Raw genomic sequence first — 26,212 nt, 5'->3', positions numbered from 1 at the left:
CAATATCTATAGGATAAAAGAAATAACGCTCGAAGCCAACACGTTTCATAGCGTTTTGTGCCTTGAGCGAAGCGAAAGGAATGGATATAATTATGAACATTAAAGAATTAGCAAAAAAAAATAAAGACTATGTAGTAGATTTAAGAAGGGAGTTTCATAAGTATCCTGAACCAAGTTGGCATGAGGAAAGAACTTCTAAAAGAATTAAGGAAGAGCTTGATAAGATGGGAATTCCTTATATTAGTGTAGCAGGTACAGGGGTTGTTGCAACGATAGAAGGAAAAAAATCAGGAAAGACCGTTGCATTAAGAGGAGATATTGATGCATTACAAGTAAACGAAGCAAATGATGTTTCTTACAAATCTCAAAATGAAGGAATCATGCATGCATGTGGTCATGATGGACATGGTGCGATGCTTCTTTGTGCAGCTAAAATCTTAAATGAAAGCAAAAATCAAATAAATGGAAAAGTGAAATTATTTTTCCAGCCAGCAGAAGAATCAGCTGAAGGTGCAGAAAAAATGATTGAAGAAGGTGTTGTGGAAGGTGTAGATGGTATATTTGGTATCCATCTATGGAGTGATTTGGCATGTGGATTAGTATCGGTAGAGGAAGGACCACGCATGGCATCAGCTGATCTTTTTAAGATTTATATAAAAGGAAAAGGTGGACACGGTTCTTTGCCTCATCAAGGGGTAGATGCAGTAGTTACAGCTTCAGCTATTATAATGAATTTGCAATCTGTTGTAAGTAGAGAAATCAGTCCATTAGAATCAGCTGTTGTAAGTGTAGGAAAGATTCAATCAGGAACAAGATTTAATGTCATACCGGATGAAGCAGTTTTAGAAGGTACAACAAGATGCTTTAACAATAATATAAGAAAAGATTTCCCAGAAATACTTGAAAGAATAGCTAAAAATACAGCAGCAAGCTATAGAGCAGAAGCAGAATTAGAATATACGCAAGGTACACCTGCAACTATTAATGAAGCAGGCTGTTCGAAAATTGCTGGAAAATCAGTAGAAAAGCTTTTGGGGATAGAAAGTCTTGTAAATATGGAAAGGGTAACAGGAGGAGAAGACTTTGCTATGTACTTAGAAAAAGTACCAGGTGCTCTTGCATTTGTTGGTGTAAGGAATGAAGAAAAAGGAGCAAATTATCCACACCATCATCCAAGGTTTAGTATAGATGAAGATGGATTGGAAATTGGAGCAGGTCTTTATGCACAGTTTGCAGTTGATTTTTTAAATGAAAAATAATGATTAAAAATTATGCTACGAGATGATTGCTGTATACTACAGGGGTCATCTTTTTTTAAATCCCATTGATAGAGGAATTTAAAATCATGTTGATAAGAAGATAAGAATGATATCTAATAGATGTGATTTTTTTTATTAAGTTTATAAATATTATGTAATCCATATATAATAATTGTATATTATGTAAAAAATCCATTAAATTAGAGAGAATAATAGACACTATTTTAATCGATAGGGGGAAGCGTATGAAAAAGGATAGAAGTACAGTAAAGGTTTTATGGATCATGATAATTTTCATATTTATGATAGGTTTTTCATTGGTTAGCTATGCCAACGAAAAGTTTAAAATAGAAGTTGAAGCAGGGGTTCACGGATACTATAAATGTGATCAAATGACACCAATTCAAATAAAGATAAGAAATAATCATGAAGATTTGAATGGAAAAATGATTCAAAAACCAGAGGAAGTTTTTGTAAATGAGCTAGAACTTGTGTATGGGTCAAAGGATTTGTCTAGGATTTTATTGATGATTACGGTAGTACTTTTTGTGATAGACATTGGATTAAGAAGACTGAATGTGAATTTTAGGAAATTAAGCTTTATAGAAGAAAAGATTAGGGATAGGACAAGTCAAGTAATAAAAAAAGTAGAAAAGCATCCTCCTATAGAAAAAGTAAAGGATAAAAAGGTGCAGGATGAAATAGAAGAAATGCAAGTACCCAATAAAAAAGAAAAAACTATAGATACTTCCAAACTGCTAAAAGCAAAAGATAAAAAGAAAACGTTCGAAGAAAGCTATAATTTCCTAGTAAGTGGAAAGATGATAATAGCAAATCGTAAGTTTTTGATTTGCTGTTATTTTTTGTAGAAAAAAAGAGAAGCATATTGTGAAATATATTCTAATACTATATAATTGTGCTAATATTTGTTTGTATTTACAATTAGGAGAAGATACTATGGAAAATATAAAGTTGCACCAGCGTATCAAAACAAAAATATTGACCATGTTTTTTGTGACAAGTTTAGTCATTGCTGCTATTTTAATATTCATGTCAGAAAATTTATCTATAAATACTGCAATCCAATTATTGCATAATAATGAGATAAACAATACAGAACTATATGCTAAAATCATTGGTGCTAGAGTTGAAGAAAGAATGAATGAAATAGAAATTTATGCAAATAGTCCCTTGCTAAAGGAAATGGATTGGGAAATAATAGAACCTTATTTAAAAAAAGAGATTAATCATAAATTAGATACCTATGATAATTTTTTTATTGCAGATACAGTAGGAAACAGCCATAGTACTTTATCAAAGGATCGCGTTAATATCCAAGATCGAGAATATTTTCATAGGGTTATGGAAGGGAAAAAAGCATTATCAAACCCTGTGATTTCAAAATCAACAAGAAAAGAAACCGTAGTGATTGCTGTACCCATTAAAAATGAAAAAGAAAAAGTAATAGGATTAATGGGAGCGGATGTAAACCTAAGAGAATTAAATGATTTGATGAAAAGAATAAAAGTAGAACATAAAAGTTCCTATTCTTATATTGTAACAAAAGAGGGACTTATGATTACGAATCTTGATAAAAATAAGATTATGAAAGATTATATTGCACCGAATAGGGTCAAAAAAGATGATTTATCACGGATTTTAAAAGAATCCAAAGGAAGTATCGTAACCGAAGAAAATCATATTATAAGTACAAACTATTTTCATGCAATTCCTAATACAGATGGATGGAAAATAATAACAAAAGTGCCCGTGCAATATATAAAAGAACCGATTCGAAAAGTGAGTACAAAATTGTTTTGGCTAGGGATCATTGGTATTATCTTGACAAATATTGCAGGCTTTGTGTTGGCTGGAAAAATTTCAAAACCCATTATTGGATTAAATGAAGTATTTTTAAAAGGTGCTACAGGAGATCTAGCAGTTCGTGCTGAAATAAATGCGCATGATGAAATTGGGATGGCAGCAAATAGTTTTAATATAATGATGGAAAAGATTCAATATATGACGGATTATGATATTTTAACAGATTTGCCAAATAGGGGAGTTTTCCATAAACAGCTTACTTTTGCACTGTCTCATGCCAAAAGAAATAAAGAAAAAGTAGCCGTTATGGTTTTAGGGTTGAATCGATTTAAAAATATTAATGATATCCTAGGGCATGATGTAGGAGATAAACTTTTACAAGAGGTAGGAGCAAAATTGAAAAATTGTGTAGCAGAAGAGGATTTGGTTTCACGGATCGGTGGAAGTGAATTTACACTACTATTTACGGAGATTGGAAAAGGAAAAAAGCCTGCCATAATTGCGCAAAAAATATTAGATGAAATAAACAAACCTTGGCAAATTGGAAAGAATGAATTTTATATAACTTCCAGTATTGGTATTGCATATTTTCCTGATGATGGAAAGGATGAAGGGACTCTTTTAAAGAATGCAGATATAGCGATGCATCGTGTGAAAGAAAAAGGTGGGAATAATTATCAATTATATACACCCTCGATGAATGAAAAGCTAAGGGAGCAATTGAGTTTAGAAAAAGATTTGCATAATGTACTAGAAAACCAAGAACTTTTGGTATACTACCAGCCAAAGGTAGATATAAATACGGAAAATATTATGGGGATGGAAGCCTTATTACGATGGAAGCATCCACAGGAGGGAATGATTTCTCCAGCAATATTTATTCCACTAGCTGAAGAAAATGATTGTATTCTGAAGATCGGGGAGTGGGTGTTGCGTACAGCTTGTCATCAAAACAAGCAATGGCAAGATGCTGGATATGAACCGGTTTGTGTGGCTGTGAATATTTCTGTCCGTCAATTCCAACAACCTAATTTTGTAGAGCTTGTGGCAAAAGTTTTAGAAGAAACAGAATTAAATCCTAAATATTTAGAGCTCGAGATTACTGAAAGCATTGCGGTAGAGGATATTAATTATACCATAGAGGTGTTAAATAAATTGAAAGATATGAAAATAAAAATAGCGATGGATGATTTTGGAACAGGCTATTCTTCCCTAAGCTATCTAAAGAAGTTTGCCATTGACAATTTAAAAATTGATCAATCTTTTGTGAGAGATATTATTTCAGATCAGAATGATGCAGCCATTGCAGCTACAATTATAGCTATGGGTAACAGTCTGAATATGAAAGTTACTGCAGAAGGGGTAGAAACAAAGGAACAATGGGACTTTTTAAAAGATCAAAAGTGTGACTATGTACAAGGATATTTATTTAGCCCACCCGTACCAAGTATGGAATTTGAAAAAATGTTAAGAAAGAGCCGATGATCGGCTCTTTTTTTATGATTATTTTCTTTGTAGTGTGATGCTACAATCAATACAATAACAAAATTGAACCCATATGATTTAACTATATTCATGATTTTATAAAAAAGTATTGAAAAAATCGGATAAATATGAGATAATACATAACATAAGACCGATACAATATATAAATTGTAACGATACAAAACAAAATTTAAGGGGGAATCACCGTGGAAAACAGATACGATTTAAACAAAAACCTTGCACAAATGCTAAAGGGCGGAGTCATTATGGATGTAACAAATGCCAAAGAAGCAAAAATTGCTGAAGAAGCTGGTGCTTGTGCTGTTATGGCTCTTGAAAGAGTTCCTGCTGATATTAGAAAAGATGGTGGTGTTGCAAGAGCTTCAGATCCACAAATGATTAAAGAGATTCAAGAAGCTGTTTCTATTCCAGTTATGGCGAAAGTAAGAATCGGACATTTCGTTGAAGCACAAATTTTAGAAGCCCTTGAAGTTGACTATATTGATGAAAGTGAAGTTTTAACACCTGCTGATCCAACGCTACATATTGACAAAAAAGCTTTCAAAGTTCCTTTTGTTTGTGGCGCAAAAAACCTAGGGGAAGCCTTAAGAAGAATTGGAGAAGGTGCTTCAATGATTCGGACGAAGGGTGAGCCTGGAACGGGTGATGTGATCGAAGCGGTTAAACATATGAGAATGATGAATTCTGAAATAAGAAGAATCCAAGGTTTGTCTAAAGAAGAATTAATGAATGCTGCGAAAGAACTACAAGCACCTATTCATTTGGTTGAATACGTTCATGAAAATGGAAAACTTCCTGTTGTAAACTTTGCAGCTGGTGGTGTTGCTACTCCTGCTGATGCTGCAATGATGATGCAACTTGGTTGTGATGGCGTATTCGTTGGTTCAGGCATATTTAAATCTGGAGATCCAAGAAAAAGAGCTTGTGCCATCGTTAAAGCGGTTACAAATTTTAATGATACGAAGATACTAGCTGAAGTATCAGAAAATCTTGGAGAAGCCATGGTTGGGATCAATGTATATTCGATAGATGAAGAAGAAAGAATGGCTAACAGGGGATACTAAGATGAAAAAAATTGGTGTTTTAGCCCTTCAAGGTGCATTTATAGAGCATATAAAGATGATCAAATTATTGGGTCACGAAGCGATACCCATAAGAAAAGCAGAACAACTGGGCAATCTGGATGGCATTATTTTACCTGGCGGGGAAAGTACCGCAATCGGTAAGCTAATGAGAGAATTTGATCTTAAAGATAGAATGATTGAATTGATAAAAAATGGGATTCCAGTTTGGGGAACTTGTGCTGGGTTGATTCTTCTTGCTGAAAAAATTAAGAATGATCCTATTGTTCATTTAGGAACCATGAATATAACAGCTGTAAGAAATTCTTATGGAAGACAATTAGGTAGCTTTGTTTGTAATGGTAAAATCAAAGGAATCGAAGGGGAATTTCCTATGGTATTTATTAGAGCACCTCATATTGAAAGGGTTGGACAAGGGGTTAGCATTCTTGCAGAGATAGACGATCAAATCGTTGCGGCTCAGCAAGACAATATGTTGGTAACATCTTTTCATCCTGAACTTACGGAAGATCTAAGAATGCATCAATATTTTATCAATATGATTTCATAAAGAGATGATCATTCAATTGGAAACGAATAAAAATGGAGCATGCCCCAAATATTATAGGGCATGCTTTTGTTGTGGTATAAAAATGAATTTTTCCATGAATTATACTTATCCTAATGTAACATCTAAAAACATCATGATCACAAATCCAATCAAAAGACCATAGGTAGCCACTCTTTCATAGCCATGTTTGTGAGTTTCTGGAATAATCTCATGACTGATAACAAATAGCATTGCTCCTGCTGCAAAAGATAACCCTAAGGGAAGTATGGGTCTTGCAATTTGAACCAATGCCACACCGAACAAACCACCAATTGGTTCAACAAGACCTGTCAAAAGGGCAATGAAAAATGCTTTAGAAGTAGGATATTTTTCTCTTATAAGAGCTAATGCAACAGCCAATCCTTCAGGCATATTTTGAAGACCGATGCCCATAGTCAAGCTTATGCCGTTTGCTATATCTCCATTTCCAAAACCAACCCCAACGGCTAGACCTTCTGGAAAATTGTGAAGGGTAATAGCAATAATAAAAAGCCATACTTTTAAAAGACTAGATTGATGCTGGATTTTTTCTCCTTCCATCAGATGAACATGCGGAGAATATTTCTCTATTAAATCAAGAAATATTCCTCCGAACAAGATGCCTACAAGGGTAATGGTAGCACCTTTTACCCCACCTCCCCCTGCTTCTATGGCAGGAATGATTAAACTAAAGGAAGTGGCAGCAAGCATGACACCAGCCGCAAAGCCAAGTAAAGCATCGAGTGCTCTATGAGAAATGTTTTTTGTGAAAAATATAGGCAATGCACCTAGGCCTGTGGCACATCCGGCGGCAACACTTGCAATAAAACCTACAAGAATAATATTGTATTGTTCTAAAAATGCAATCAAATTTATAACTCCTTTCTAATAGATCATTATAAATAGGAATTCCTTTATTTATAATCCACAGTATAGAGATACCCATTTTATAAGAAATTATAGAGAAAATATAAAATAAATATTATTTTAGTAGTATACTAAAATAAAGAAAAAATAATGATAGAAGGGAGCGTAAAAAATGAAGATCGGCATATGTCAAATAAAAGTGGTACAAGATAAAAACAAAAATATTGAAAATGCTGAAAGAATGATTCGTGAAGCTGCTTTAAATGGGAGCCATTTGGTCGTACTTCCTGAGATGTTTAATTGTCCTTATGAAAACAAATATTTTCTTCCCTTTGCAGAAAGCTATCCTGGTAAAACAACCAATAAGTTAGCAAGCCTAGCAAAAGAATTAGGGATCTATATTGTTGGAGGATCTATTCCTGAGAAGGATGGCGATATGGTATATAACACTTCATACATATTTGATCATCACGGAGAGATGATTGGTAGACATAGAAAAATTCATTTGTTTGACATTGATGTATTAGGGGGAATAAGATTTAAAGAATCAGATAGTTTGGGATATGGAGAAGAGATGACTGTAGTAGATACCCTATATGGTAAAATTGGGGTTGCCATATGCTATGATATGCGTTTTCCAGAGCTTATGCGGCTTATGGCACTAGAAGGGGCGAAGGTGATTGTTGTACCAGCTGCTTTTAATATGACAACAGGACCTGCACATTGGGATATAACCCTAAGAGCACGGGCTCTTGATAATCAGGTATATTTTATTGCAGCTTCGCCATCGAGAGATATGGATGCATCTTATCATGCTTATGGACATTCAAGTATTGTAAATCCATGGGGAGAGATAATAAGCCAAGCAGACGAGAAGGAATGCATTATATATGGAGAAATTGATTTTAAAATGATTGAAAAAGTGAGAAATGAACTTCCTTTATTAAAGCATAGAAGAACAGATTTATATACAATTCGTAAAGGATAATCAAAAATTGAAACTGAGGATCGATTCAAAAAAGTCTACCTTTTTAAATTTTCTAAAGGTAGACTTTTTCATATATGGATTAGCCTTTTACGACTTTATTAATTTCTGATCCATTATGTTTTGATCCATAGCATTCTAGTACGGGTAGTACAAACATAAATCCAACACCGGGTTTGTGGATATGATCTAATTCTTCATTAATGAGATCAACCACTTTTCTAAGCTTTTCTTCAGATCTGATCACACTGACGATGGTTTTGTTATAAGGTTTATTGCCATCTACAAGCTTACGGATGCTTGAAAATATTGGGACATTTATATTGTGTTCGAGTAATACTTTTCCCATGCCCACACTGTCAATGGTGGTAGCACCCACACCCATATCATAAAATATATTGTGGATCTGATCTAATTTTTCTATTTCATTTAATATGAGAAATAGAGCATACATAAAAACTCTCCTCCTTTTATAAATGCGTTTCATTTGCTTTTATTATAGCATGTTTTGTAGCTAAAGGGCCTACTATTTCTGTAATAATTGTTGTTGCTAAAAGAATGGTTATAACGCGTGAACCTAACTCTGTACCAGGAAACTCTTGATTTACAACAATTGCAAGTCCAACAGCTACCCCTACTTGTGACAATAACCCAAGACCTATATATTTTTTTACCACATGAGGTGCATTAGAGATTATTCCACCGAGTGAAGCCCCGGCTATTTTACCAATAATTCTAAATAGTAAATAGGCAATACCAATTAAACCAATATGAGGTAGTAGGGATATATCAAGCCTTGAGCCTGCTAATGTAAAAAATACTGCAATAATCGGTGGTGAAAAACTTTCAATACTTGAAAAAGCTCTTCGGCTATGGGAAGATACATTTGCTACAACGATCCCTAAAGCCATTGAAGAAAGGAGTGGAGATAAATGAAACTTAGCAGCCACACCAACAAGTAAGATAATCATTCCTGTAATAAAGGGAAGGAGCTCATCTTCTTTTTTCGATATTTTTATGAAATAAGTGAGTATTATGCCAAGTATAGCACCTACTAAAATGGATAGACCAATTTCCATAAGAGGATGAACTAATATTTTATAAAAGCTAACGACTTCATGTTTTATAAATACCTTTGCCACTGAAGAGGCGATAGCATAAATCATAAGACATATGGCATCATCTATGGCTACAACGCCAAGAAGTGTACTCGTTAGAGGACCCCTTGCATTGGATTCCCTTAAAACCATAACTGTTGCGGCAGGAGCAGTAGCAGAAGATACCGCACCTAATATTAAAGCGGTAGATATATCCTTTGTTAATGCAAATGAGATGGAAGTAACTAATATGAAGGCACCTAATGCTTCAAAAATTGCAATAACAAATATAGATTTTCCTAATTTTTTAATGACAGATACCTGTAGTTCACTCCCTATATTAAAGGCAATAACCCCTAAAGCAAAATCGCTTAGGAATGATAATTTTTCAATCATTGCACCGGTGACAATATTTAGTCCGGATACGCCTAATAGAAGCCCTGCTATAATATATCCTGCAACAGCTGGAATCTTTAGGTTATTCATAAGCTTACCAAATAGAATTCCTACAATGAGTGCGATACCTAAACCAATAAATGGATTCATCAATAAACACCTCGTTTTCATAGTTGATTTATAAGCGTTTTAAATTAATATGAATTTTGCGCCTAACCTATATACTATTCCTAATGAATGAATAAGTAAAATCCTATATCCATCAATAAAGCTTTATTTCTTATCATTTATTTGCGTTATTTGAAATTGTGCGTGTTACATATAAACAAACTACAAATTCCTCTGTTTTTCTACAGATAAAAAAGTACCTATAGATTAGGATACTTTTTTCAAGTGTCCTGTCTATAGGTACCATAATTAGGGTGCTTTTTTATTTTAGTTTGTTTCGCCTATCTTTGTACTATGTTTTTTTAATTTTACTTGTGGTTCAGATGGTAGTCCAAATAGAGGTATAAATCGATCAAGTCCAAATAATGTTAGAATCAAGATAGATCCTACTGCAATCATAGCCATAAAATTAAACTTTATAATATCTGTAGGCATAAATTTATATAATGGATATACTGCAGAGGCAACACCTGCATAGAATCCTAAATATACATGCCATGGTATAAGCTGTGAACCGAATACGCCGAGTGCATCTGAGAAAGTTGCATTTCTTAGACGTAGTTTATATAGATCTTCTTCACTACCCGCTACATTTTCATCAGTTAAAGATTTAATGATAGGTCCGATTGTAACGATTTGGGCCATTTCATCAGCTAAAGCTGCATTTCCAAGAATAGAAAGAACACCGTTTGCAAACATAAGTTGTCTTACATTTCCAACGATATTTATAATGAAATTAGATAAGGGTGCAAATGCTTTTATTTTCCCCATGATCCCTCCAAAAGCACCAACCCACATCATCATAACAATAACCCAGCTTCCAGCATCGGCAAAACCACTCGTTACAAGATCTAAGAAACTTGGAAGAGATTCTACTGTCCCTGCAAATAGACCGAATACTAAAGATGAAATGATACCTAAACCAAGACAAGCAAGCGTAGGTAGCCCTTTAATAGCTACAGCTAGAACCACTAATAGTGGGATAATCATATAGGCAGGTACGCCTTCTTTTACTTGATTCAATAAAGTAACAGCAGCAGGTTTTGTATCTGCTAAATAAGTCATTACATCAGGAGAAATTTGACTGATTGCATCAGCGGGATTTCCAACTGTGCTCGGTAATCCCATTGTAACACTTACGACAAAGAATATGACAGCAGTTACGACTAGACATAATACAGACCAAACACCTTGATGTCTAATTCTATGAATAACTTCAACTTTTTGAATGCCTGAACTAACGACTGTAGTATCTGAAATAAGTCCAATATTATCTCCAAAACAAGATCCTCCTGCGATTGCAGCAACAGTAAGTAATAGATGTCCATCAACGAGATGATTTAACCATAAAAATATAGGCGCACATGCTGCAAAGGTTCCCCATGAAGTACCTGTAGCAACAGAAAGAACAGCAGTAACGATAAAGCCTGTAACAGCGACTGTTTTCGCGGTCATCCCTAAACTCAAAGCCATATTAATAATAGAGGCACCTACGCCAGTAGCCATAAAAGTTGCAGCCATAGCATAAGCTAACATAAGAATAAAGAATACTAACTGCATTTCCTTAACATTCTCTACAGCACTATCAATAATTTCTTTGAAGTCTAGTTTTTCAGTAATCATTGCAATGATTGCTGCATATACGGTAGCCAGTGGGGCTGCAAGCAATACATCTATTTCTGCTATTTTTAGTGCATTTGCGATCATAAGTCCTGCCATCAAAAAAACAGGTGAAATTTTTAAAAGTCCCATAAAAATCCTCCTCATAAGTTGTTATTTTGCTTTTAATAGAATACAACTACAGATTGTTCCTTAAATGAATGCGTAAAAGTCCTCCTTTCAAAACTAGCGGTATGTAACGTGAATAGAATGCTATGATAAACTTTTAACGAATATAAGTATAACATATTTTGAAATGTTACAAAAAAAATGTATTTTTTTGAAAATTCAAACTATAAGACTAAAAAAAGGAAATATTTATTATAATATCTGATTTTTAGGAGAAAAAAAGAATATAAAGAAAAGGAAAATGTTTGCCTATGTTACTAAATCTTAATAATACTAATAATTATTAAGATTCTAAATAATTTTTAAAAAATAAAACTTAAGAATTATTCAAATTATGCAATGAAAATCAAAGAATTCTTCTATATTTTGATATGATTTGATACATGAAATACAAAAGGAATTTAAATAAAAAACAGGAGAGACAAGAAGAAAAATGGACAAAAACAGGAAAAACGTTACTTTTTTCACATTGAAGGCTTATAGCGCAGATTGAAAGTTATCGTTACTGTGATAATATATATAATGTGGAATATAATGTATTGTGTATACATTATATAAAATATATTTTATAAGGAGGCGGTTTGAAATGTTTAAACGGATAACAAAGTTATGCGTAAATCTTGTTCAAAAGTATTTACCAGATCCGTTTTTGTTTGCAGTTATTTTAACAATAGCGGTTCTTGGATTAGGAATGGTTACAACTGGACAAGGGTTTGTGCCAATGACAAAGCATTGGAATAGCGGATTTTGGTCATTACTAGCATTCTCTATGCAAATGGCGCTAGTACTTGTTACAGGGCATACATTGGCCAATGCACCGATTATTAAAAAAGGCCTTAACAATTTAGCAAAAATTGCCAAAACACCCACACAAGCAATCGTAGCAGTTACTTTTATTTCAACGATTGCATGTTGGATTAACTGGGGGTTTGGATTAGTAATTGGTGCGCTTTATGCAAGAGCTTTAGCAAAAGAAGTAAAAGGGGTAGACTACAGACTTTTAATTGCTTCAGCTTATTCAGGATTCGTAGTATGGCACGCAGGGATTTCAGGATCTATTCCACTAAAATTAGCTACAGCAGGAGAGGGATTAACAAAAGCAACAGATGGTGCTGTAACAGAAGCGATATCTACAAGTGCAACGATTTTCTCATCTTTTAACTTAATTGTATGTACAATCATATTAATCACAATGCCATTTTTAAATAAAGCGATGCATCCAAAAGCAGATGAAGTAATAGCAGTAGATCCAAGATTATTAGAAGATGAAGAAGCAGCTACAAAAGTTGTAAACCGAACACCAGCAGATAGAATGGAAAATAGTCCAATTCTTTCAATCATTATTGGTTTAATGGGATTAACAGTTGTTTTCTACTATTTTAAAGAAAATGGATTTAAGTTAAATCTAGATATTGTTAACTTTATGTTCTTATTTGCAGGGATTATTTTACATGGTACACCTAGAAGATTCCTTGATGCGATTAATGGTGCAGCAAAAGGAACAGCAGGAATCATTCTACAATTTCCATTCTATGCAGGTATTATGGGAATGATGATTGGTTTAAATGCAGAAGGGGTTTCTTTCGCAGGTGTAATATCTAATTGGTTTGTAGATATTTCAACCGCAACAACTTTTCCACTATTCACATTCTTAAGTGCAGGGATTGTTAACTTCTTTGTACCGTCAGGTGGTGGACAATGGGCTGTTCAAGCACCAATCATGATGCCAGCAGGTGCTGCTTTAGGTGTTCCTGCAGCAAAAACAGGTATGGCGATTGCGTGGGGAGATGCTTGGACAAACATGATTCAACCATTCTGGGCATTACCAGCATTAGGGATTGCTGGGCTTGGTGCAAGAGATATTATGGGATTTTGTATTATAGACTTATTATATACAGGTGTGATCATTTCATTAGGTTTAATGTTTTTATAAAAAGGGATCTATGAAAGTTCTTTAGGGATAAGAAAAAATCAGTTCTTTTGTCTTACTCCTTAGACAATAGGCGTTTATACACATAAAGTTTTGAAAATATGGAGGTGTTTGTTTTGAGAAATAAGGTAGTAACAATTGAAGAAGCGATGCATCATATAAAAGATGGCATGACCATCATGATCGGTGGGTTTATGGCTGCGGGTACACCAGAAAAATTCATGGATGCATTGGTAAAAAAAGGTGTAAAAGATTTAACCATCATAGGAAATGATGGGGGATGGCCGAATAAAGGGATTGGCAAACTTGTTTGCAATAAGCAAGTGAAAAAACTAATTGCTTCTCATGTAGGACTAAACCCTGAAGTAGGAAGCCAAATGAATTCAGGAGAATTAGAAACAGAATTAGTACCACAAGGAACCCTTGCTGAAAGAATTCGTGCAGGTGGAAATGGGCTTGGTGGAATTTTAACACCAACAGGTGTTGGAACGATTGTAGAAGAAGGAAAAGAAAAAATTACAGTAGATGGAAAAGTGTATATTCTAGAAAAGCCACTTAAGGCAGATATTGCTTTAGTGGGTGCATCTATTGGGGATAAAAAAGGAAATCTTTATTACAATAAAGCAACGAAAAACTTTAATCCACTCATGGCTACTGCTGCGGAGCTAGTAATTGCAGGGGCAGAAAAAATTGTTGAAGTTGGAGAAATTGACTCAAATGATGTAATGACACCAGGACTTTTTGTAGACTATATAGTGGAGGTGTAAGAAATGAACGTAAAAGAGATTATTGCAAAACGTGTTGCAAAGGAATTAAAAGATGGAGATGTTGTAAACCTAGGGATTGGACTTCCTACAATGGTAGCAAACTATATTCCTGAAGGTATGGACGTAACTTTCCAATCAGAAAATGGATTTGTGGGATTAGGCCAAGCACCGGAGGAAGGACAAGAAGATAAAGATTTAGTCAATGCAGGAGGTCAGCCTGTAACAGTGGTACCTGGTGCAGCTTTCTTTGATAGTTCTGTTTCTTTTGGTATTATAAGAGGCGGACATGTGGATGCAACCGTACTTGGAGCCCTTCAAGTAGATGAAAAAGGAAACCTTGCAAACTGGATGGTTCCAGGAAAGATGGTACCAGGTATGGGAGGCGCTATGGACTTAGTAGTGGGCGCAAAAAAAGTAATTATCTCTATGACCCATACACAAAAAGGTAAGCCGAAGATCTTAAAGGTTTGTAATCTACCCCTTACTGCAGCAGGTCAAGTCAATATGATTATTACAGAAATGGGTGTAATGCAAGTAACAGATAAAGGCATTGTCCTTACTGAATTAAACCCAGAATACACAGTAGAAGATGTAAAGAATGCTACAGAGGCAGTATTTGTTGTGGCAGAGGACTTAAAAGAAATGGAAATTTAGATTGGATCATAAAAAAAGGAGTCTATTTGATAGGCTCCTTTTTATTATAAAAAATTATACGAAGTGGATGTGAAAATGTTAGAATAGAGATAAAGGAAATTTTATAAGCATAATTGCAGCAAATATTTTTTAGAGATTTGACCAATGAAAATTTCAAAAAAATATTTGGAAATTTTGTTGAAGAAATGAGCATATCACATAGCTGTATGCCGATTTTTTATATCATAAAGAGGAAGTGAATTGTTTTGATGTCAAATGAAAAGTGGCTTTTGAAAAATATTAAAGCGGATTATAAAAAACTAGCCAATAATTTTAAAGTAAGTGAACTTATTTGTAAAATCATATTAAACAGAAATATAAGAGATCCTAAATTAATGGATAGCTTCATTAATCCTAACCTAGATAAACTCCATAATCCAAGACTTATGAAAGATATGGAATTAGGGGTAAACATTATGAAGGAAAGTATTCATAATGGATTAAAAATACGGATTTGTGGAGATTACGATCAAGATGGAACATCCTCTATTTTAACCCTTTATAATGGACTTAAAAGGTGTGGGGCAGATGTAGATTATGTTATTCCGCATAGAATTCATGATGGATATGGGATTAATGATCGAATTATGGAAGAAGCAAAAGAAGATGGTATTGAATTGATGATTACCTGTGATAATGGCATATCTGCAATAGAACCTATAAAATTTGCAAAAGAATTAGGACTGAAAGTGATTGTAACAGACCATCACGATATTCCATATGTGCAAAATAAAAAGGGGGAAAAAGAATATTTTTTACCACAAGGGGATGCAGTCATCAATCCAAAAAGATTAGACTGTGCATATCCGTTTAAAGAACTTTGTGGTGCTGGCGTTGCTTTTAAGTTTATTCAGGTGTTATATGAAGAGATGAATATTAAAATAGAAGCATCTTATGAACTGCTAGAGTTTGTTGCCATGGCGACAGTTTGTGATGTGGTTGATTTAATCGATGAAAATAGAGTGATTGTAAGAGAAGGCTTAAAAAGAATTCATAAAACGGAAAACTTAGGATTAAAAGCGCTTATTAAGGAGACAGGAATTGAAGAAAAAGTAGTGAATACCTACGCGTTAGGATTTGTATTAGGCCCATGTATCAATGCTTCTGGAAGATTAGAAAGTGCTGATATTGCAGTAGAACTGTTTTTAACAAAAGATCCTGTAAAAGCAGAGGAAAATGCAAATAAGCTACATACTTTAAACGAAGAAAGAAAAGCCATGACCATATCAGGACTTGAAAGTGTTGTTGAAAAAATAGAATCAAGTGAATTGATAGATGACAAAGTATTGGTGGTTTATGAGTCAAGTATTCATGAGAGTATAGCAGGGATTATAGCAGGTAGAGTAAAAGATAAATACAATAAACCTTCCATTGTTTTAACCCATTCAAAAGAAGATGGAATCGCTAAGGGATCCGCAAGATCTATAGAAGAATATAATATGTTTGAAGAACTATCAAAATGTAAAAATCTATTATGTAAGTTTGGTGGACACCCTATGGCAGCAGGACTTTCTTTAGAATTTTCAAATATAGATAAGCTAAGAAATCAATTAAATGAGAGAACAACCTTAACAGAAGATGACCTTATGCCAAAGGTCTATATAGACGCCCATGTTCCACTTGATAAACTATCAAATGATTTACCAGAACAACTAAAGCTATTAGAACCTTTTGGAAAAGGAAACCGTAAGCCATTATTTGCAGAGAAAGGTATAAGTATTAAGAAAATTGATATTCTAGGAAAAGATTATAAAGTGATGAAAATAGCTTTAGTAAGTAAAAATGGAAGGGTTTTAACAGGGATTCACTTTGGAGATGTGGATGCGTTTCAGGGGTATCTTGCAGAGAAGTTTGGACAATCGGAATTGGATCGTGCTTTTGGAGGACAAACGAATAATATAGAGATTGATATAACCTATTTACCTTCCATAAATGAATATAGGGGGACTAGTACTTTGCAGGTTGTGATACAAAATTATAGGTGATTACAGTCGTATGGATAGGCTCTTTTTTATAAAATTATTTATTATTTATTTTAACATACCAAAGAGGAATATGGATGATGATATAGAATGTAAAATTAATAATGTTTTAGTGTTTATTACATGCTGGGGAGTAGGATTGATGAAAAGAGTAGACATAGTTTATGAAAAGTTAAAAAAAATGGCACAGAAGGGTGCGGTATCTACTATTGAATTAGCAGAATCTTTAAACTTAAATAGGGCAAATGTGAGTAGTGATTTAAATAAACTTTGGAAGGCTGAATTGGTTAGAAAAACTGATACAAGACCTGTTTTGTATTTGCCCTTTGAAAATGAACAAATACTTACTGGGGAAAAGAAAACATACTTAGACAAGTTTGTTAAGGACAATAGGAGCCTTTCTACTGCAGTTGAGCAAGCAAAGGCTGCTTTACTATATCCTCCAAAGGGAATGCATTCCCTGATACTTGGTAAAACGGGTGTTGGAAAGACCATGTTTGCAGGGATGATGCACATGTATGCAATAGAAATGAAGAAAATAGAGGAGGATGCGCCATTTATTACATTTAACTGCGCCGATTATTCCAATAATCCTCAATTGCTGACAAGTCAGCTCTTTGGTGTTAAAAAAGGTGCCTATACTGGGGCAGATTTTGACAGAATAGGGCTCATTGAAAAGGCAAATGGAGGGATACTTTTTTTAGATGAGGTACATCGCTTACCCGTAGAGGGACAGGAAATGTTTTTTACCTTTATGGATAAGGGGATTTTTAGAAGACTTGGGGAAACTGAAATGGAGAGAAAAGCCAATGTGCTTATAATTTCAGCAACAACCGAAAATCCAGAATCGAGCCTGCTTAGAACATTTACGAGAAGAATACCTATGATTATAAGAATACCAGCCCTTAGTGAAAGAAGTGCAGAGGAAAGGTTTGAGTTGATAAAAAACTTTTTTAAAAGGCAATCTATTCTTCTGAAAAAAAAAATTAGTGTGTCATCAAATGCAGTAAGGTCTTTTTTAAGCTATAACTGTACCAACAATATTGGACAGTTAGAATCAGATATAAAGCTGGCGTGTGCAAAGGTCTACGCTGATTTCATATGCCATAGAAGGGATAATATGGCAGTAAAAAATTGTGATTTACCAGAGCATGTTAGAGAGGCGTTGTTAAATGCCAGGGAGCATAGGGAAAAATGGGCCAGCTTAATAGGTATTAACAATAACTATATTATATTTTGTCCAAATACTAAAAAGGAAGATGTGGAAGTAGAAGATGGAGCTGATAATATATATGAAATGATAGAGAACAAGGTAAATGACTTGATTGAAAATGGAGTGAGTGATGAAGAAATAGAAAAGACAATGGAAAAGGATATAAGAAGTTATTTTACCCGATACCTTAATGGTGTGGACGAGAGCGGCAATAAATATAATAACATAATTGATCCAGATATTGTAAAACTTGTGGATGAAGTTTTAAAATATAGTGAAACAAAGCTTAATAGAATCTTTAGTCAGAAGGTTTATCTCGGAATGGCTCTGCATGTGAGCAACACAGTTAAGAGAATAAAAATGGGCAGGAGGATAATAAATCCACATTTAAACAAAGTAAGGATAAAATATAAGGAAGCGTTTAATGTAGCATTGGCGTGCACGAATATTATTGAACGCAAAACTGAGTTAGTATTACCCATAGATGAAGCAGGATTCTTGACTATGTTTTTTGTTTTAGATGAGGAAGAAAGCAATATGAAAAATGATACAGTAGGGGTTATTGTAATTGCCCATGGGGACAGTGTAGCTACATCTATGGTTGATGTTGCAAATAAGCTGTTGGGTGTGGAATATGCTGTGGCTATAAATGCTTCACTGGATTTAGCACCCCAGAGCATATTGAGTAAAGTAAGGGAACATATAAAGCAGTCGGACAGGAAAAAGGGATATATATTTTTGGTAGATATGGGTTCTCTTCTTACCTTTGGAGAGGTGATTGAAAAAGAAATAGGCATTCCAGTAAAGACAGTTGATTTTGTCTGCACACCTTTTGTCATTGAAGCAGCGAGAAAGGCTATGCTTGGATATACCCTTGATGAAATATACGATGATATTATGAAAATAACTCATTTTGATACAAATACAGAAAAGTCACGGTTTGCAAGGAAAAAACAGATGCTAGCTATTGTTACGGCTTGTTTAACTGGAGAGGGAAGTGCAGTGGCAATTAAAAGTCTGTTAGATCATCACGTGCGTATAGACAAGGAACTTGTGGAGATTATACCTTTAAATATAGTTGGGAAAGTAGATATAGAAAAAAGAATTAGAAAAATAAGTGAAATGAAAAAGGTTGTATGTATCGTAAGTCCTTTTAATATTAGAAGTAAGATACCACAATTTAATTTAAGTGATGTTTTAAATTTAAGAGCAATAGATGATATACAGTATTTAGTAGATATTGAAGTAACATATCTGAAACTAGGTGACAATCTTAAGTATCATATTAAAAATGTGGATAGTCAAGAACTTATTTTTGATATAAAAAAGTGTATAGCAACGATAGAGAAAAAGCTTAGAATTAATTTGGATTCAGGAAATCTCATAGGAATTATCTTACATATAAGCTGTATGGTGGATAGACTCCTTTCAAATGAGCTTCGGGTAGAATATAAGGAAAAGGATAAATATATATCTGATAAAAAGGAGTTATTTTTTTTAATTAGGGGATCGCTAAAAACTATTGAAAAAAAATACAAAATGAAAATATATGCAGATGAAGTTTGTTATATAATGAATTTTTTCGATTGTGAAAAACAGTAAGCAAAACACTAAAAGTTTAGTGTTTTGCTTATTTTAAGTTTGTTTTAAATACTGAAATAATTGTTTGAAAAATGAAACACTATATAAAAAATTAAATACTTAAAACGAATGAGTATAGGTATATCAAAGAGTTTGTAGTGTGTAGGGAAATAAATAGTGTTTTGGCACGATGATTGCATCAAAGATAAGCAAGTATATAAAAAAGGAGGGCGTTTTTATGAACATTTTATTATGCTGTTCTGCAGGAATGTCAACAAGTCTTTTGGTACAAAAGATGAAAAAAGAGGCAAAGGAGATGGGAATGGACGCAAAAATATGGGCTGTAGCTATGAGTTCGGTTCAACAAGACATCAAGAGTGCAGATGTACTTCTAGTAGGACCACAAATAAGATTTAAGCTTGCAGAACTCAAAAAGCTAGGGGAGGCTTATGGAATTCCAGTTGAAATGATTAGTCCCACTGATTATGGAATGATGAATGGCAAAAAAGTTATTGAATTTGCATTGCGTTTAAAGAAGTCGAGGTGTTAATAATGAATAAAGTCAACTATTTTCTTGAAGAAAAGGTAATGCCTGTTGCTGGAAGGATTGCGAATCAAAAGCATCTTCAATCAGTAAGAGATGGACTTGCTTTAGCAATGCCATTATTGATAATTGGTTCATTATTTTTACTTATTAGTGCTTTTCCTATTCCAGGCTATAGGGAATTCATGACAGGAATTTTTGGAGATATGTGGAGGAGTAAGATATTATATCCTGTTAACGTAACATTTGATGTCATGTCCATATTTGCAAGCTTTGGTATTGCTTATCGTCTTGCAGAAAAATATAGTGTAGATCCATTATCCGCAGCCGCAATTTCCTTATCTTCATTTTTATTAGTAACGCCACTAGTAATACCATTTACACCAACGGAAATGACTGAAACATTCATGGTGAATGGAATACCAATAAAATATATGGGAAGCCAAGGACTTTTCGTTGCTATAATTATAGCAATCATATCAACTGAAATATACAGAAGGTTTATTCAAAAGGATATTGTAATAAAAATGCCACAGGGAGTTCCACCAGCAGTTTCTATGTCATTTGCAGCCTTAATTCCTGCAGGATTTATATTATCTTTAATGCTGGTATTAAGAATTGGAATTGAGCATACTTCATTTGAAAACATACACAATATAATAACAAAATTAATTACTGTACCATTAAGCCTGCTAGGTGGAAGCCTTGGTGGCATAATAATATCAGTATTTATTGTTGGCTTATTTTGGTCAATGGGTATCCATGGCTGGGCAGTTGTTTCAGCAGTAATGTCCCCAATTTGGTTAATCCTTAGGGACCAAAATAGAATGATATTTATGGCTGATTCAAATGCTATACTGCCAAACATTGCAACCGATCAGTTCTTTCTATTATGGGTTTTCCTTGGAGGAGCAGGAGCAACGCTAGCGTTTACTATATTGCTGACATTTAGAGCAAAAAGTAAGCAGTTAAAGAGTTTGGGCAAGCTTTCATTTGGGTCAGCAATATTCAATATTAATGAACCTATTATATTTGGTTCACCTATAGTCATGAATCCTATATTAATGCTACCATTTATTTTTATCCCTGTAATAACAGCCTTAACTACATATTTTGCAATGCATATAGGTTTTGTTGAAAAGCCATGTGGTATAGCAGTGCCGTGGACAACGCCTATTATAATAAGTGGATATCTTGCAGCAGGAGGGAAGATTTCTGGATCAATTATGCAAATTATTAACTTTATAATATCATTAGCACTGTACTATCCATTCTTCCGTATGTGGGATAAGAAAAAGTGTGAAGAGGAAGATATCATGGAAGAAATGGTATCATAATTTATACACAGCTTAAAGGAGATGATCACAATCAAACTTATAATCAATGCGGATGATTTTGGGTATTCAAAAGCAGTTAATTTTGGAATAGTGGAATGCTATAAAAATGGTGTGGTATCCTCGGCTACCTTAATGACGAACATGCCTGGTGTAGAGCATGCATTTGAATTAATGAAGGAAAATCCTGGATTAGGTGTTGGCATTCATCTGGTTCTTTCGGCAGGAAGGCCGATCTGTAACGATGTATCGTCGCTTGTGGATGAATATGGAAAATTTCAAAGAAGAGAGGATTTATTACTTAATGGAAAAATTGAAGATGTTGAAAAGGAATTTGCAAGTCAAATGGAAAAATTTTTAGCATCTGGTTTTAAACCTACCCATATAGATAGTCATCATCATGTGCATAGACATGAAAAGGTGTTAACTGTAGTTTTAGGTTTAGCAAAAAAATATAAATTACCTGTAAGATTGACATCAGAGAATTCTTTATGTAAAGGGAATACAAGTATAAAAACAACAGACTTTTTCACAGGAAAATTTTATGGAAATGACTTATCAGAGGAGAAATTTTTAGAGATTATTAATGTTGATAAAAAATATAAAACTGTTGAAGTAATGTGTCATCCCGCATATGTGGATAATATTTTATTATCAGGGAGCGCCTATAATGTACAGAGAATTAAGGAGTTTGCTATACTTACTAATCCTATGATTAAGAGAGAACTTGAAAAGCGTGGCATAAATCAAATAAACTACAGAGATATATAGCTGTTTTTATGAAAGGATGCTTAATAAATGGATTATAACGAAATAGTACTTAATATAATTATTCATAGCGGAAATGCAAGAAGTTATGCTATGGAGGCTATATCCTATGCAAAGAAGGGTGAAGTAGATAAGGCTAAAAAAGCGCTTGAGGATAGTTCAAATGAAATAAGTTTAGCCCATAATATTCAAACAAACTTGATTCAAAACGAAGCATGTGGACAAAAGACTGAAGTAACCTTGCTTATGGTGCATGCCCAAGATCATTTAATGAATGGACTGACTGTAAAGGATTTAGCCAGTGAAATGGTAGATATGTACAGTAAAATACTATAAATGACAAGGGGGGAAATGAATGAAGGGATTAAAGATTGTTACAATTGGAGGGGGTTCTAGTTATACACCAGAACTTGTTGAAGGCGCTATAAAAAGATACGAAGAGCTTCCTGTTAGGGAACTATGGCTTGTAGACATTAAAGAGGGAGAAGAAAAGCTTAATATAGTAGGAAACCTAGCAAAACGAATGGTTAAAAAGGCAGGAGTACCTATAGATGTTTACTGTACACTTGATAGGAGAGAAGCCCTTAAAGATGCTGATTTTGTTATTACACAAATAAGAGTAGGAATGCTTGATGCAAGGGCGAAGGATGAAAGAATACCTCTAAAGTACGATATTATTGGTCAGGAAACAAACGGACCAGGAGGCATGTTTAAAGCATTGCGTACAATACCAGTTATACTTGACATAACAAAAGATATGGCTGAACTTTGCCCTAATGCATGGTTAGTAAATTTCACAAATCCAGCAGGAATAGTAACAGAAGCAGTATTACGTTATGGAAATATCAAGAGGGTTGTTGGCTTATGTAATGTTCCTATTGGCATACAAAATGGAATTGCTAAAATGCTAGATACGGATAGCAGCAGAGTTCGTGTTGATTTTGCAGGTCTTAATCATATGGTGTTTGGACTTAATGTATATCTTGATGGAGATAGGATTACAGATAAAATAATTGACATGATGGCAAATGATGACCCAATCATCGATGTAAAAAATATAACAAGTATAGCCTGGGAAAAGGATTTTATAAGAGCACTTGGTGTTGTTCCATGTCCTTATCATAGATATTATTATCAGACTAGAAAAATGTTTGAAGAAGCTTTGGAAAATTCACAAAAAGAAGGCGTTCGGGCAGAGGTTGTAAAGGGGATTGAGCATAAATTATTTGAAATCTATAAGGATGAAAACCTTGTTATAAAGCCACCACAGCTTGAAAATAGAGGTGGAGCTTACTACAGCGATGCTGCATGTAACCTTGTTAGTTCTATATACAATGACAAATGTGATATACAGCCAGTAAACACAAGAAATAATGGAGCTATAGCAAGCATAGATAATGACTCTGCTGTAGAAGTTAGTTGCGTTATAACGAAGGAAGGACCAAGACCACTTGCTGTAGGAGATCTTCCAGTTTCAGTAAGAGGGTTAGTGCAGCAGATAAAATCTTTTGAACGTACAACAGTTGAAGCGGCAGTTACAGGAGATTATCATAAGGCATTGCTTGCAATGACTATAAATCCATTGGTTCCATCAGATATTGTTGCAAAGCAGATTCTAGATGAAATGCTAGAAGCGAACCAGGTATATCTTCCACAGTTTTCCAATGACTAAAAAATTGAACTTTACTAAAACGGGCTGATGTTGTATGCATCTAGCCTGTTTTAATCAATCAAAGACCATATGGAGATCGTATAAAGAAGGGTAGAGTGCAAAGATATATGTAATTTTTCAATACAAAACTGAACTTAGGATATGTTATTCATGGTATTACAATTTAAATATGTATATAGATTGGGTGAAAAAAATGAAACTAATAAGAGTCAAAGATTATGAAGAACTTAGTAAAAAGGCATCAAATATTTTAGCAAGTCAAATAATATTAAAACCGAATAGTGTGATAGGATTAGCAACAGGATCAACCCCAGTTGGGATGTATAGGGCATTAGTGCAGCTATATAAAAATGGTGATTTGGATTTTAATGATATAAAAACATTTAATCTAGATGAATATTATGAATTAAACAGTGCAAATCCTCAAAGCTATCATTATTATATGAATGAAAATCTATTTAAACATGTGAATATAAAAGAAAGAAATATAAACATACCTAATGGGATGCGTAAAGATATCATTGAAGAATGTGATCGATACGAAAAAAAAATAGAAGCTTGCGGGGGTATAGACTTACAAGTTTTAGGTATAGGGCGTAATGGTCATGTTGGATTCAATGAGCCAGATATTAAATTTGAGGCAAGAACCCATATTGTTGAGCTGGATCATGATACAATTGAGGCAAACTCTAGATTTTTTGAATCATATGAAGTTGTACCGAAGCAAGCAATTAGCATGGGAATTAAAACGATTATGCATGCGAGAAAGATTTTATTGCTAGCGAATGGTATGGAAAAAGCTGAAGCTATTTATTGTACAATTAAGGGGAAAATTACACCTGAAGTTCCTGCTTCAGTACTTCAATTACATCCAGATGTAACCATTATTATAGAAGAAAAGGCAGCATTAATGATTTAATATTTAAAAAATAGATTGTATAATTTTAAATATTGATAAAAAAAAGAGAGAAGATAATAATCTTGCTGAATAAAAGGGAGGCCTTCAAAGAATTTAGTCGACGGATATCCGTTGACACGGTGTTAAAAATGGCATACAATAGGCTAGAATAAAATAGAATTTTCATGCAAGTAAGATGACTTTGTAATGGAGGCTCATTGTGGGAAAGTATGTTATACAAAAAATATTAAGTAATAATGTAGTACTTGTAGAAAAGGAAAATCAAAACTATATATTTGTTGGAAAAGGAATCGGATTTGGTAAAAAAAAGGGTTATTCCTTAGAAAATCCTCAAGGCATTGAAGAAAAGTTTATATCCTTAAATGGATTGAAAGAAAATGAATATGAAAAATTTTTTATAGACGTAGATCCTAAAATTATTGAATTGGTTAAAGAAATTATGGAAATGATTAAAAATGATTTGGGAGAAGTATTAAATCCCAATGTACATGTTGGATTTATTGATCACATTAATTTTGCGATAAATAGGTTGAAAGAAGGCATCGAAATCATTAATCCTTTTTTATTGGAAACAAAACTTTTATATCCAGTAGAATTTGACTTAGCCCAAAAGGCGATAAAAATATTGAAGGAAAATTTGAAAATCTATATTCCAGAAGCAGAAGTTGGGTTTCTAGCGTTGCATATCTATGGTGGAAGAGGTAATGAAAACAAAACAAAAGCTTTAGAAAATTCAAAAATGCTTAATAAAATTTTAACATATGTAGAAATGAAGTTTCATATAAAATTAGATAAAAATTCTTTTGATTGCAACCGATTTATTATGCATTTAAGAGGTGTGATAAATCGTGTGATGCATCATCAATCTATTGAAAATATATTATTGCCCAAATTAAAAGAAGACCTTATAATTGAATTTAAAGCTGCTTATGATATATCAAAGATCATGGAACAGTCACTAAAAGTAAGCATTCCAGAAAGTGAAGTGGGATATATGGCACTACATTTACATAGAATGAATAGTCAAAAAAATGAATGATGGTGTCTCAAAAAATATAGAAAAAATAAAAAATGTTGCTTGTGAAAACGTTTTATGCTATCATAAAAATATATTGAGTGATCCGTACAATAAAGTAAATATGATTTTACGTGTAACTGACTTGATCAGGCATGAGTAAAAGATTTTGACGAGATAGATTTAACAATCTACTCGATTATTCTTTTGTTCATGTCTTTTTTGCGTAAAATCATAGTAAACAGAAAATACTA

The 26,212-nt window shown here is 33.7% G+C and carries 22 protein-coding genes; 18 read left to right on the top strand and 4 right to left on the bottom strand.

Annotated features, from left to right (window positions below; translation table 11 throughout):
* Nucleotides 1–92 precede the first annotated feature (92 nt).
* The 5 genes from EV214_RS07445 to pdxT all read left to right on the top strand — a co-directional run bounded on the left by EV214_RS07445 (nt 93) and on the right by pdxT (nt 6,221).
* The gene (locus tag EV214_RS07445; RefSeq protein ID WP_132244315.1) at nt 93–1,259 is read left to right on the top strand and encodes a M20 family metallopeptidase; all 1,167 of its coding nucleotides are present in this window, start codon (nt 93–95) and stop codon (nt 1,257–1,259) included.
* 245 nt (nt 1,260–1,504) lie between these two features.
* Nucleotides 1,505–2,128 (top strand): hypothetical protein, encoded by a 624-nt coding sequence (locus tag EV214_RS07440; protein ID WP_132244297.1) that lies wholly within the window; start codon nt 1,505–1,507, stop codon nt 2,126–2,128.
* Between the two features lie 88 nt (nt 2,129–2,216).
* Complete coding sequence (locus EV214_RS07435; RefSeq protein ID WP_132244295.1) at nt 2,217–4,568, top strand: bifunctional diguanylate cyclase/phosphodiesterase; 2,352 nt, start codon at nt 2,217–2,219, stop codon at nt 4,566–4,568.
* A 206-nt stretch (nt 4,569–4,774) separates the two neighbouring features.
* Nucleotides 4,775–5,653, top strand: coding sequence for a pyridoxal 5'-phosphate synthase lyase subunit PdxS (gene pdxS, locus EV214_RS07430; RefSeq protein ID WP_132244293.1), 879 nt, complete (start codon nt 4,775–4,777; stop codon nt 5,651–5,653).
* 1 nt (nt 5,654) lies between these two features.
* On the top strand, nt 5,655–6,221 hold the full coding sequence (pdxT, locus tag EV214_RS07425) for a pyridoxal 5'-phosphate synthase glutaminase subunit PdxT (protein WP_132244313.1): 567 nt from the start codon (nt 5,655–5,657) through the stop codon (nt 6,219–6,221).
* Between the two features lie 105 nt (nt 6,222–6,326).
* Here the strand turns inward: pdxT and EV214_RS07420 are convergent, their stop codons facing one another.
* Nucleotides 6,327–7,109: a ZIP family metal transporter gene (locus EV214_RS07420; RefSeq protein WP_243116587.1), complete on the bottom strand. Its 783-nt coding sequence runs from the start codon at nt 7,107–7,109 to the stop codon at nt 6,327–6,329.
* A gap of 169 nt (nt 7,110–7,278) precedes the next feature.
* Here EV214_RS07420 and EV214_RS07415 point away from each other — a divergent pair, with 169 nt between their 5' ends.
* Nucleotides 7,279–8,094, top strand: coding sequence for a carbon-nitrogen hydrolase family protein (locus tag EV214_RS07415; protein ID WP_132244291.1), 816 nt, complete (start codon nt 7,279–7,281; stop codon nt 8,092–8,094).
* Between the two features lie 79 nt (nt 8,095–8,173).
* Here the strand turns inward: EV214_RS07415 and EV214_RS07410 are convergent, their stop codons facing one another.
* From EV214_RS07410 to EV214_RS07400, 3 genes are all read right to left on the bottom strand, one after another.
* Complete coding sequence (locus tag EV214_RS07410; protein ID WP_132244289.1) at nt 8,174–8,545, bottom strand: P-II family nitrogen regulator; 372 nt, start codon at nt 8,543–8,545, stop codon at nt 8,174–8,176.
* Between the two features lie 16 nt (nt 8,546–8,561).
* Complete coding sequence (locus tag EV214_RS07405; RefSeq protein WP_132244287.1) at nt 8,562–9,734, bottom strand: cation:proton antiporter; 1,173 nt, start codon at nt 9,732–9,734, stop codon at nt 8,562–8,564.
* Nucleotides 9,735–10,019: 285 nt separating this feature from the next.
* Complete coding sequence (locus EV214_RS07400; RefSeq protein WP_165916293.1) at nt 10,020–11,504, bottom strand: Na+/H+ antiporter NhaC family protein; 1,485 nt, start codon at nt 11,502–11,504, stop codon at nt 10,020–10,022.
* Between the two features lie 622 nt (nt 11,505–12,126).
* On the opposite strand from EV214_RS07400, the gene EV214_RS07395 reads away from it, so the two are divergent.
* The 12 genes from EV214_RS07395 (at nt 12,127) to EV214_RS07340 (ending at nt 25,982) form a co-directional block, all read left to right on the top strand.
* Entirely contained in the window at nt 12,127–13,473 is a 1,347-nt protein-coding gene (locus EV214_RS07395; protein WP_132244283.1) for a short-chain fatty acid transporter, read from the top strand.
* 104 nt (nt 13,474–13,577) lie between these two features.
* Nucleotides 13,578–14,237, top strand: a complete 660-nt coding sequence (locus EV214_RS07390) for a CoA transferase subunit A (RefSeq protein WP_456298946.1) — start codon at nt 13,578–13,580, stop codon at nt 14,235–14,237.
* 3 nt (nt 14,238–14,240) lie between these two features.
* The gene (locus EV214_RS07385) at nt 14,241–14,891 is read left to right on the top strand and encodes a 3-oxoacid CoA-transferase subunit B (RefSeq protein ID WP_132244279.1); all 651 of its coding nucleotides are present in this window, start codon (nt 14,241–14,243) and stop codon (nt 14,889–14,891) included.
* A gap of 248 nt (nt 14,892–15,139) precedes the next feature.
* Nucleotides 15,140–16,915 carry a single-stranded-DNA-specific exonuclease RecJ gene (gene recJ / locus EV214_RS07380; RefSeq protein ID WP_132244277.1) on the top strand — a complete coding sequence of 592 codons (1,776 nt, stop codon included), beginning with the start codon at nt 15,140–15,142 and terminating at the stop codon, nt 16,913–16,915.
* Nucleotides 16,916–17,054: 139 nt separating this feature from the next.
* The gene (locus EV214_RS07375) at nt 17,055–19,727 is read left to right on the top strand and encodes a sigma 54-interacting transcriptional regulator (protein ID WP_132244275.1); all 2,673 of its coding nucleotides are present in this window, start codon (nt 17,055–17,057) and stop codon (nt 19,725–19,727) included.
* A 217-nt stretch (nt 19,728–19,944) separates the two neighbouring features.
* Nucleotides 19,945–20,256 carry a PTS sugar transporter subunit IIB gene (locus EV214_RS07370; RefSeq protein WP_132244273.1) on the top strand — a complete coding sequence of 104 codons (312 nt, stop codon included), beginning with the start codon at nt 19,945–19,947 and terminating at the stop codon, nt 20,254–20,256.
* A gap of 2 nt (nt 20,257–20,258) precedes the next feature.
* Complete coding sequence (celB, locus tag EV214_RS07365; protein ID WP_132244271.1) at nt 20,259–21,587, top strand: PTS cellobiose transporter subunit IIC; 1,329 nt, start codon at nt 20,259–20,261, stop codon at nt 21,585–21,587.
* Between the two features lie 21 nt (nt 21,588–21,608).
* Complete coding sequence (gene chbG / locus EV214_RS07360) at nt 21,609–22,355, top strand: chitin disaccharide deacetylase (protein ID WP_132244269.1); 747 nt, start codon at nt 21,609–21,611, stop codon at nt 22,353–22,355.
* A gap of 27 nt (nt 22,356–22,382) precedes the next feature.
* The gene (locus tag EV214_RS07355; RefSeq protein ID WP_132244267.1) at nt 22,383–22,688 is read left to right on the top strand and encodes a PTS lactose/cellobiose transporter subunit IIA; all 306 of its coding nucleotides are present in this window, start codon (nt 22,383–22,385) and stop codon (nt 22,686–22,688) included.
* Nucleotides 22,689–22,707: 19 nt separating this feature from the next.
* The gene (locus EV214_RS07350) at nt 22,708–24,024 is read left to right on the top strand and encodes a 6-phospho-beta-glucosidase (RefSeq protein ID WP_132244265.1); all 1,317 of its coding nucleotides are present in this window, start codon (nt 22,708–22,710) and stop codon (nt 24,022–24,024) included.
* Between the two features lie 193 nt (nt 24,025–24,217).
* Nucleotides 24,218–24,943, top strand: a complete 726-nt coding sequence (nagB, locus tag EV214_RS07345) for a glucosamine-6-phosphate deaminase (protein WP_132244263.1) — start codon at nt 24,218–24,220, stop codon at nt 24,941–24,943.
* 199 nt (nt 24,944–25,142) lie between these two features.
* Nucleotides 25,143–25,982, top strand: a complete 840-nt coding sequence (locus EV214_RS07340; protein ID WP_132244261.1) for a BglG family transcription antiterminator — start codon at nt 25,143–25,145, stop codon at nt 25,980–25,982.
* The last annotated feature ends 230 nt before the right edge of the window (nt 25,983–26,212 follow it).

Origin of the sequence: Marinisporobacter balticus, from assembly GCF_004345705.1 — a bacterium.
GTDB classification, from domain to species: Bacteria; Bacillota; Clostridia; order Peptostreptococcales; family Thermotaleaceae; genus Marinisporobacter; species Marinisporobacter balticus.
Note: the sequence above shows the minus strand (reverse complement) of the source record. Positions and strands in the feature narration are given on the sequence as shown.

Bases quoted from the DNA above. Each gene is read 5' to 3' on its own strand.
- EV214_RS07445 (WP_132244315.1), top strand. From the start codon at position 93: ATGAACATTAAAGAATTAGCAAAAAAAAATAAAGACTATGTAGTAGAT.
- EV214_RS07440 (WP_132244297.1), top strand. From the start codon at position 1,505: ATGAAAAAGGATAGAAGTACAGTAAAGGTTTTATGGATCATGATAATT.
- EV214_RS07435 (WP_132244295.1), top strand. From the start codon at position 2,217: ATGGAAAATATAAAGTTGCACCAGCGTATCAAAACAAAAATATTGACC.
- pdxT (WP_132244313.1), top strand. From the start codon at position 5,655: ATGAAAAAAATTGGTGTTTTAGCCCTTCAAGGTGCATTTATAGAGCAT.
- EV214_RS07415 (WP_132244291.1), top strand. From the start codon at position 7,279: ATGAAGATCGGCATATGTCAAATAAAAGTGGTACAAGATAAAAACAAA.
- EV214_RS07410 (WP_132244289.1), bottom strand. From the start codon at position 8,545: ATGTATGCTCTATTTCTCATATTAAATGAAATAGAAAAATTAGATCAG.
- EV214_RS07405 (WP_132244287.1), bottom strand. From the start codon at position 9,734: ATGAATCCATTTATTGGTTTAGGTATCGCACTCATTGTAGGAATTCTA.
- EV214_RS07400 (WP_165916293.1), bottom strand. From the start codon at position 11,504: ATGGGACTTTTAAAAATTTCACCTGTTTTTTTGATGGCAGGACTTATG.
- EV214_RS07395 (WP_132244283.1), top strand. From the start codon at position 12,127: ATGTTTAAACGGATAACAAAGTTATGCGTAAATCTTGTTCAAAAGTAT.
- EV214_RS07385 (WP_132244279.1), top strand. From the start codon at position 14,241: ATGAACGTAAAAGAGATTATTGCAAAACGTGTTGCAAAGGAATTAAAA.
- recJ (WP_132244277.1), top strand. From the start codon at position 15,140: ATGTCAAATGAAAAGTGGCTTTTGAAAAATATTAAAGCGGATTATAAA.
- EV214_RS07375 (WP_132244275.1), top strand. From the start codon at position 17,055: ATGAAAAGAGTAGACATAGTTTATGAAAAGTTAAAAAAAATGGCACAG.
- EV214_RS07370 (WP_132244273.1), top strand. From the start codon at position 19,945: ATGAACATTTTATTATGCTGTTCTGCAGGAATGTCAACAAGTCTTTTG.
- celB (WP_132244271.1), top strand. From the start codon at position 20,259: ATGAATAAAGTCAACTATTTTCTTGAAGAAAAGGTAATGCCTGTTGCT.
- chbG (WP_132244269.1), top strand. From the start codon at position 21,609: ATGATCACAATCAAACTTATAATCAATGCGGATGATTTTGGGTATTCA.
- EV214_RS07355 (WP_132244267.1), top strand. From the start codon at position 22,383: ATGGATTATAACGAAATAGTACTTAATATAATTATTCATAGCGGAAAT.
- EV214_RS07350 (WP_132244265.1), top strand. From the start codon at position 22,708: ATGAAGGGATTAAAGATTGTTACAATTGGAGGGGGTTCTAGTTATACA.
- nagB (WP_132244263.1), top strand. From the start codon at position 24,218: ATGAAACTAATAAGAGTCAAAGATTATGAAGAACTTAGTAAAAAGGCA.